Raw genomic sequence first — 7770 nt, forward strand, 5'->3', positions numbered from 1 at the left:
ACCGCAGCATCATGGGTCAGGAGAAGTTAGTGCCGTGCCAGCCCCGCCCGTTCCGCATCACCACCCAGGCCGACGCCGAAGGTGCTGCTGCGGTCCCGGACCTGGTGAAACGGGACTTCACCGCGGACCGCCCGGGGATCAAGTTCGTCGGGGACATCACGTATATCCACACGTGGCAGGGTTTCATCTACCTCGCCACCGTCATCGACTGCTATTCGAAGAAGGTCGTGGGCTGGTCCATCGCCGATCACATGCGCACCGAACTCGTCGCTGACGCGTTGAAGAACGCTGCCGCAACGACCCTGATCGCCCCTGACGCGATTTGGCACTCGGACCGTGGCAGCGTCTATACCTCGGCCCGGTTCAGGGCCTTGGTCACCGCCCTGGGCATGCGTTCCTCGATGGGCCGCACCGGGGTGTGTTGGGACAACAGCATGGCCGAAAGTTTCTTCGGAGCTCTGAAGAACGAACGGGTCTACCGCACCGTTTACGCCACCAAATTACAAGCAAAACGAGACGTCATCCGCTACATCGAGGGCTTCTACAATAGCCGCCGCCGGCACTCAGCCCTCAATTACCGCCGGCCCAACGAAGTCCACTACAGTTACCAACAGCCAGCCATGGCAGCGTAGAGAAAACCATCAACCGGCCCAACGAAGTCCACTACAGTTACCAACAGCCAGCCATGGCAGCGTAGAGAAAACCACCAAATCCGCTGTCCGAAATCACCGCAGCAGCTCAGTCTTGGCTGCCGCCTCGGACTGAGTGTCCCGCTGAAGGATCCCTGACGGAATGCTGAGGACGATCGCGCCAGATAGCGCTGCAAAAAACACGCCAGATAACTCTGCGATTCACAGACGGGGCGGTCAGCTCGAGGTCGAACGGAGGTGTGCCGGTGGGGGATGGGCTACTGCACCACGGTGAATCGTTTGCATACCACCCAGAGATTATCTGTCAGCTCGAATGCGGTTCCGAGCGCTTGCGTGCAGCGACGGCGAGGATCGCGGTGGCAGCGCCGGCTGCTGTTGCGACTGCGGACCAGGAGCGTCGGCGTTGCCCAATGATCACACCGGCGAATGCCCAGAGGAGAGTGCCGGTGTAGAAACGAGAGGAGACGCTTGTGCGTTCCGGCGCGGAGACAGCTCTGGTGCCAAGCACGCCGAGCCCTGCGAGGAGGGCCGCTCCCACCATGGCGGCCTTTGGCCCGGCGGGGACAATATTGTTGCTGACGAGCATGGCGGCCAGGTTCACTCCACATGCTGCCTGCCCCCAGGCCGCAAGCATTCCCGCTGCCGAGGCGGCTGCCGTGATCTCGGCCGTGCTCAACTCGCCCTTCAGCTCGGCCTGAGCGATTTGACGACGTCCCGTCTCTGCGAGCACAGCGATCGCTGCCAACGCTCCTTGGGCGCTCCAGAACTTGCCGGATCGCACGAGCGGCGCCCAGACACCGGTGGCGGCGAACGCGCCAGCGAGAGGCCAGCCCGCTTCCCGCCAGATGTCCAGGGTCCGGGCTGGGCCGCGCGCCTGGTGGACCGCATAGGAGATGGATGAGGCGAAGATGGGGAACCAAACAGTGAAGGTGCAGGGGGCGGGCTGGATCACGTTGGGTGGAGCGTTTTCACCCCTGAAGCGTGGACCGTAGAACGTGGGCAAGAGGACCTGGGCGGCGGCAGCCACACAGGTGAGAACCTGGCGGGAAGAGTCTCCTGAGGCGAATGCCCACACTCGGGTAGGGCTGATGGGAACGAAGTGGGTCATGTGGGCTCCTGGGAATGTGCGACCTGAGATTAGGGTAGGGCCTCAGTAAACTGGCAACAAGGCTTGGAGCTCTTTTTATTATCAAGAGGTAGGACCCCACCACAGTCGTCCCAACGCCCACGGACGACCTCCTGTTCTTACGGATGACGGGAAGCAATATTGGAGTTGCGAGCATGGTGAACCGGCGAAATTATAAGTCACTGACAAACGAGCCCTGCAGGAAACGGAAGTCGCAGCCCTCGTCGGCCTGAGTTACCTCCGTGACGAACAGCTTCCGGTAGCCACGCTCCGGGACAACTGGCGCTGCCGGACCCATCGCTTCTTCACGCTGGGCCAGCTCCGCATCCGACACTTCCAACTGGATCAACCGACGGCTCACACCCAGGGTGATCGTGTCGCCGGTCTGCACCAGCCGCAGCGGACCGCCGACCGCTGACTCCGGCGTTACATGCAGCACCACCGCGCCCGCGGCGGTGCCCGACATCCGACCGTCCGAGATGCGCACCATGTCGCGCACCCCCTGAGAAGCGAGCTTCTTCGGGATCGGCAGATACCCGGCCTCGGGCATGCCAGGAGCACCCACAGGGCCGATGTTCTTCAGCACCAGCACCGAATCGGCAGTAACCTCCAGATCGGGGTCATCGATCCGCGCCGCCAGGTCCGCAGTGTTCTCGAACACCACGGCAGGTCCGGTGTGTTCCAGCAACGAAGGGGATACGGCTGCCTGCTTGATGATCGCACCACCGGGCGCCAGGTTGCCGCGGAGGACAGCGAGGCTTCCCTCCGGGTACACCGGGTTGGACAGTGTCCGGATGATGTCCTGCGGGAAGCCGGGACCGGCGTCGTCAATCTCCTCACCCAACGTCCGACCGGTCACGGTCGGCACGTCCCGGTGAATCAGCGAACCCAGTTCACGCAGCACGGCGGGAACACCGCCGGCCCGGTGGAAGTCCTCCATGTAATACTTCCCCGATGGCTTCAGATCCAATAGCACCGGCGTCTCCATGCTCATCCGGTCCTGCTGCTCCAGCGACAGCCGGATTCCCAACCGACCCGCTACAGCGGTCAGGTGAATGATCGCGTTGGTGGATCCGCCGATCGCCAGCAGCACCCGCAACCCATTCTCGAACGACTCTTGAGTCAGGATGGTGTCCATCTTCGTCTCGGCCGCTGCCAGCGCAACCGCCTGTGTCCCGGTCGCCTCAGCGATCCGCACCCGGTCAGCCGTGACTGCAGGAGCCGACGCCGAACCCGGCATCGCAATCCCCATCGCCTCCGTCAGGCACGCCATGGTGCTGGCTGTCCCCATCACCGAGCAGGTGCCGACGCTGCCGACCAGACGCGAGTTCACGTCGTCGATCTCTGGTTTGGAAATCTCGCCACCCCGGAACTTGCCCCAGAACGCCCGGCAGTCGGTACATGCACCCACCCGCTCGCCCTGGTAACCGCCGGTCAGCATTGAGCCGGTCACCAGAGATATCGCCGGCACGCCCGCCGACGCAGCACCCATCAGCTGGGCCGGAACCGTCTTGTCGCAACCACCGATCAGCACGACGGCGTCCATCGGCTGGGCCCGGATCATCTCCTCCGTGTCCATCGACATCAGGTTCCGCAGGAACATGCTGGTGGGCTGCGAGAAGCTCTCGTGGATGGAGATGGTGGGGAAGTCCACCGGCAACCCACCGGCGAGCATCACCCCACGCTTCACCGCCTCCAGCAGCGCCGGCATGTTGCCGTGGCACGGGTTGAAGCCGCTGCCGGTGTTGATGATCCCGATCACCGGCCGGTCCAGGGCGTCGTCGGAGTATCCGGCACCCTTGATGAACGCCTTCCGCAGGAACAGCGAGAACTCGGCGTCCCCGTAGTTGGTCAGGCCCTTGCGGATGCCGGTGGGCGGTTCACCCACGGCGGGGTCACTCACCGGAACGAGGGAACGCCGGTGATGTGGTTGCCCAGGATCAAGGTGTGCACCTCGTCGGTGCCCTCATAGGTCCTGACACTCTCCAGGTTGTTCGCGTGCCGCAGCGGCGAATAATCAAGGGTGACTCCATTGCCGCCGAGCATCGCCCGAGCCTCACGACAAATCGCGATTGCTTCGCGACAGTTGTTCAGCTTGCCCACCGAGATTTGGTACGGCTGCAGCGCCCCGGCATCCTTCAACCGGCCCAACTGCAACGCGAGCAGCGTTCCCTTGTTGATCTCCAACGCCATGTTCACCAACTTCTCCTGCGTCAACTGGTAGCCGGAGAGCGGTTTCCCGAACTGGAGGCGCTCCTGCGAGTAGGCCAGCGCGGTCAAGTAGCTGTCCCGGGCGGCCCCCATGGCACCCCAGATGATGCCGTAGCGCGCCTCGTTCAGGCACTCGAACGGGCCTCGCAGTCCCTTGGCATTCGGCAGCATTGCGCTCTCCGGCAACCGGATGTCGGTCAACGTAATGTCGCACTGGATGGACGCCCGCATGGAGAGCTTCTGTTTGATCGGTATTGCCTCAAACCCGGGACTGTCAGTGGGCACCACAAAGCCGCGGACGCCGTCGTCGGTCATCGCCCAGATAATGGCCAGCTTCGCCACCGAGGCCAGGCCGATCCAGCGCTTGGCGCCATTGAGGATCCAGTCGGATCCGTCGCGGCGCGCGAAGGTCTGCATGGCGCCGGGGTCGGACCCGGCGGTCGGCTCGGTTAGCCCGAACGCACCAATAGCGGTCCCGGCGGCCATCTGCGGCAGCCACTCGGTCTTCTGCTCCTCCGAACCGTGCTTGTAAATGGCGCTCATCGCGAGCGACCCCTGCACCGACACGAAGGTCCGCAAACCCGAATCGCCTGCCTCCAACTCCATCGCTGCCAGTCCGTACTCCACCGAGGACTTCCCCGGGCAACCGTAGCCCTTGAGGTGCATGCCGAGCAGGCCCAGCTCGGCCATCTGCGGGACAATCTCCATCGGGAACACGGCGTCGTCGTACCATTGGGCGATGTTCGGCTTGATCTCACTGTCCACAAAGGACCGCACGGTTTCCCGCAGGGCAATTTCCTCGGGGGAGAGGAGCGATTCAATACCGATCAGGTCCGAATTATCAATCATGGCTCTGCTTTCAAGGGTTGAAGAGGTCACAGGGGTCCTGCTTTCAGAGTAGATGGTGCAGTGCGGGAACTGAGGGAACGTCAAAGGCGGCGCCGTTGTGCTCGCCCAACAGGGGCGGCGGGCGCAGGTACCGGGCGGGTGTCCCGGAGAGGTGGATCGGGTTGGCGACCTGCTGGCTGGTTCGTGTCCCGTCAGCGTTGGCGATTTCGACGACGGGTGACAGGCCCAGCGTGTCGGCCAGTTCCAGCGCCTCGACAATCGAGTTCACCTTCCCAGCGGGCACACCCGCCAGGCTGAGCAGCTCCGACCACTCGGCGGCGGAATTGGACCCCAACTGTTGTTCCAGCAGGGACTTCAGTACCACCCGGTTGGCCACCCGATTCGAATTCCCGGCGAACCGCTCATCGCCGGAGAGCTCGGGCACCCCGAGCACCCGGACCAGCCCGGCGAACTGCTTGTCCGTCCCGACGGCCACGGCCAGCGGGCCATCGGCTGTCCGCAACGTCTCATACGGCGCAATACTCGGGTGCGCGTTACCCATCCGCTGCGGGGATTCCCCCGTGGCCAGCGTGCTGGACGCCTGGTTCACCAGCCCCGACAAGAGGGAGGACAGCAGATTCACGTCCACCCGCTGGCCCACCCCGGTCTGCTCCAGCGACCGCAGGGCGGCGAGGATCCCGACGACGGCGTTCTGCCCGGTGACCACATCCACCAGGGCCACACCGACCTTGCTGGGCTCGGAATCGAGCCCACCGGTGACGCTCATCAGCCCGCCGACGGCCTGCACCAGCAGGTCGTACCCGGGCAGATGAGCTCCACCGGTGCTGCCGAATCCGGTGATGGAGCAGTAGATCAGGTCCGGGCGCCGGTCCTTGAGGGACTCGTAGTCCAGCCCGAACCGTTCCATGATGCCGGGACGAAAATTCTCGATGACGACGTCGGCCGTCACCGCGATCTCCAGTGCCGCCGCCTGCCCCTCGGGAGTGGTCAGGTCGCAGACCACCGAGCGCTTGTTGCGGTTCACGCTGGAGAAATAGGTGCCCACCCCGTACTCGTCCACCGGGGGTGTCCAGCTGCGGGTGTCGTCGCCGAAGGGGCTTTCCACCTTGATGACGTCGGCCCCGAAATCGGCGAGCATCATCGAGGCAAAGGGTCCCGCGAGCACCCTGGAGAAGTCGGCTACCTTGATGCCGTTCAGGGGACCCGCCGGGAACGCGTCGTCGGGGAAGTCACTCACTACCGCCACTGCCTTCCGGTTTGCTGTGCTGGTCGACCACCGGGTTGCTGAGCACACCGACGCCAGGGATGCGACATTCCGCCACGTCGCCCGCCTTGATGTGCACGGCGCCCGGCGTGCCGGTGGAGATGATGTCGCCCGGGTAAAGCGGCATCACCTTGCTGTGGAAACTGACCAGGTACTCAGGGAGGTACCTCATGTTGCCCACCACGTTGCTGCGGTGCACCTCGCCATTGATCACTGTGGACACCTCGACGGCGGCCAGCGACCCGGCGTCGTCAGTTACCTCTGCGAGGGGCACGATCTCCGGCCCGAAGGAGAAGAAGCCGGGGAAGTTCTTCGACCGGGTGAGGAACCGGGGGTTCTTCTCCAGGATGTCCTCAGCGGTCTGGTCCAGCAGGGTGACGACGCCGGCCACGTAGGACAGCGCGTCCGCCGGCTCCACATCGCGGCAGTAGCGGCCGATGACGAGGCCCAGTTCGGCCTCGGCGGTGGTGCGCACGCTCTGGTACGGGATGGTGATGAACTCGTTAGGGCCGATGATGGTGTGGTCGCCCTTGATGAACGACGCCGGCTCGTCGGGGACGCCCTCAGACAGGTCCGACGCGTGCTCCACATAGTTCAGGCCGATGCCCCACAGCAGCCGGGGATGACGGTACGGGGCACCGAACGTCACCGAATCGCGGTCACGGAATACCGCGGTGTCCGCCGACTCGGCGAACGATTCAAGCTTCCCGAGCGAATCGGTGGCCAACAACTCCAGCAGGTCGCCGGTGAAGCCGGGAATGAGATCGCGGACCAGCATGCATGGTCAGCGCTTCTTTCTGTTCAATGTCGAGAGCCAGGAGTCGAGAGGTTCAGGAGCTCAGGGGTTAATACGCACGGACCAATCCGCCGTCGCAGCGGATCTGCTCGCCGGTCACATAGGCGGCGGGGACGCTCGCGAGGAAGGCGACGACAGCACCGAACTCCTCGGGCTTGCCGTACCGGCCGGCGGGGATAGTTTTCTCCGACGCTGCGCGTGCCTCATCAGGCGTGCTGCCGGTCCGCTTGGCTGCTGCGGCATCGAGGGACGCCACCCGGTCCGTGTCGATCCGGCCCGGCAGCACCATGTTCACGGTGACGCCGTCGGCCGCCACCTCGGCGGCGAGCGTCTTGAGGTAACCAGCGAGCCCGGCCCGCCCGATGTTGGAGAGCGCCAGGTTGGGCAGCGGCTGCTGCACGCCACTGGAGCCGACGGCGACAATGCGGCCCCAGCCGCGCTCGCGCATGCCGGGGAGCACCAGATTGGTCAGGCTCATGTGCTGCAGGAGGAGCTGGTGCACGGCGGCCAGGGCTTGTTCATCACTGACGTCAGCTGCACCACCGGGAGGCGGGCCGCCGCTGTTGAGGATCAGCACATCGATCGGCCCGAACGCTTTTTCGGCGGCTTCGACCAGGGCCGCGGGGGCGCCGCCGTCGGTCAGGTCCATCGCGACCCCGACCGCTGAGGGGAGGCGGGCCGCTTCGCCCTGCACCACGTCCTCGCGGCGGGCGGCGAGGACCACGTTGGCGCCCTCCGCGGCCAGCGCCTGGGCAATGGCCAGGCCGATGCCCGAGCTCGCGCCCGGCACCAGTACGTTCTTTCCCTTGAGTCCGGTATCCATCAGGCAATCTCCTTCACAGCATCAAGGTGGGCGTCGATCATGTCGGCAAGG

General features: G+C 64.7%; 7 protein-coding genes. 1 reads left to right on the forward strand and 6 read right to left on the reverse strand.

The features are described from left to right. Positions 1-632: IS3 family transposase (locus Y703_RS17345; protein WP_035763449.1), on the forward strand; the 632-nt coding region annotated here is incomplete at its 5' end. A 322-nt stretch (positions 633-954) separates the two neighbouring features. Here Y703_RS17345 and Y703_RS0102035 read toward each other — a convergent pair. From Y703_RS0102035 to Y703_RS0102060, 6 genes are all read right to left on the reverse strand, one after another. Then, positions 955-1758, reverse strand: coding sequence for a hypothetical protein (locus Y703_RS0102035; protein WP_026551393.1), 804 nt, complete (start codon positions 1756-1758; stop codon positions 955-957). 190 nt (positions 1759-1948) lie between these two features. After that, the gene (locus tag Y703_RS0102040; RefSeq protein WP_026551394.1) at positions 1949-3679 is read right to left on the reverse strand and encodes an IlvD/Edd family dehydratase; all 1731 of its coding nucleotides are present in this window, start codon (positions 3677-3679) and stop codon (positions 1949-1951) included. After that, positions 3676-4836, reverse strand: coding sequence for an acyl-CoA dehydrogenase family protein (locus Y703_RS0102045; protein ID WP_051427213.1), 1161 nt, complete (start codon positions 4834-4836; stop codon positions 3676-3678). The genes Y703_RS0102040 and Y703_RS0102045 overlap by 4 nt, the downstream gene beginning before the upstream one ends. A 43-nt stretch (positions 4837-4879) precedes the next feature. After that, positions 4880-6073: a CaiB/BaiF CoA transferase family protein gene (locus Y703_RS0102050; protein WP_026551396.1), complete on the reverse strand. Its 1194-nt coding sequence runs from the start codon at positions 6071-6073 to the stop codon at positions 4880-4882. Then, positions 6066-6878, reverse strand: a complete 813-nt coding sequence (locus tag Y703_RS17350; protein ID WP_253907897.1) for a fumarylacetoacetate hydrolase family protein — start codon at positions 6876-6878, stop codon at positions 6066-6068. The genes Y703_RS0102050 and Y703_RS17350 overlap by 8 nt, the downstream gene beginning before the upstream one ends. 67 nt (positions 6879-6945) lie before the next feature. Beyond that, entirely contained in the window at positions 6946-7719 is a 774-nt protein-coding gene (locus Y703_RS0102060) for an SDR family oxidoreductase (RefSeq protein ID WP_026551397.1), read from the reverse strand. Positions 7720-7770: the final 51 nt, after the last annotated feature.

The sequence above is a fragment of the Arthrobacter sp. H20 genome (assembly GCF_000520515.1).
Classification (GTDB): domain Bacteria; phylum Actinomycetota; class Actinomycetes; order Actinomycetales; family Micrococcaceae; genus Arthrobacter_D.

Coding starts and splice junctions, on each gene's coding strand:
- Y703_RS17350 (WP_253907897.1), bottom strand. CDS start 6,878: ATGCTGGTCCGCGATCTCATTCCCGGCTTCACCGGCGACCTGCTGGAG.
- Y703_RS0102035 (WP_026551393.1), bottom strand. CDS start 1,758: ATGACCCACTTCGTTCCCATCAGCCCTACCCGAGTGTGGGCATTCGCC.
- Y703_RS0102060 (WP_026551397.1), bottom strand. CDS start 7,719: ATGGATACCGGACTCAAGGGAAAGAACGTACTGGTGCCGGGCGCGAGC.
- Y703_RS0102045 (WP_051427213.1), bottom strand. CDS start 4,836: ATGATTGATAATTCGGACCTGATCGGTATTGAATCGCTCCTCTCCCCC.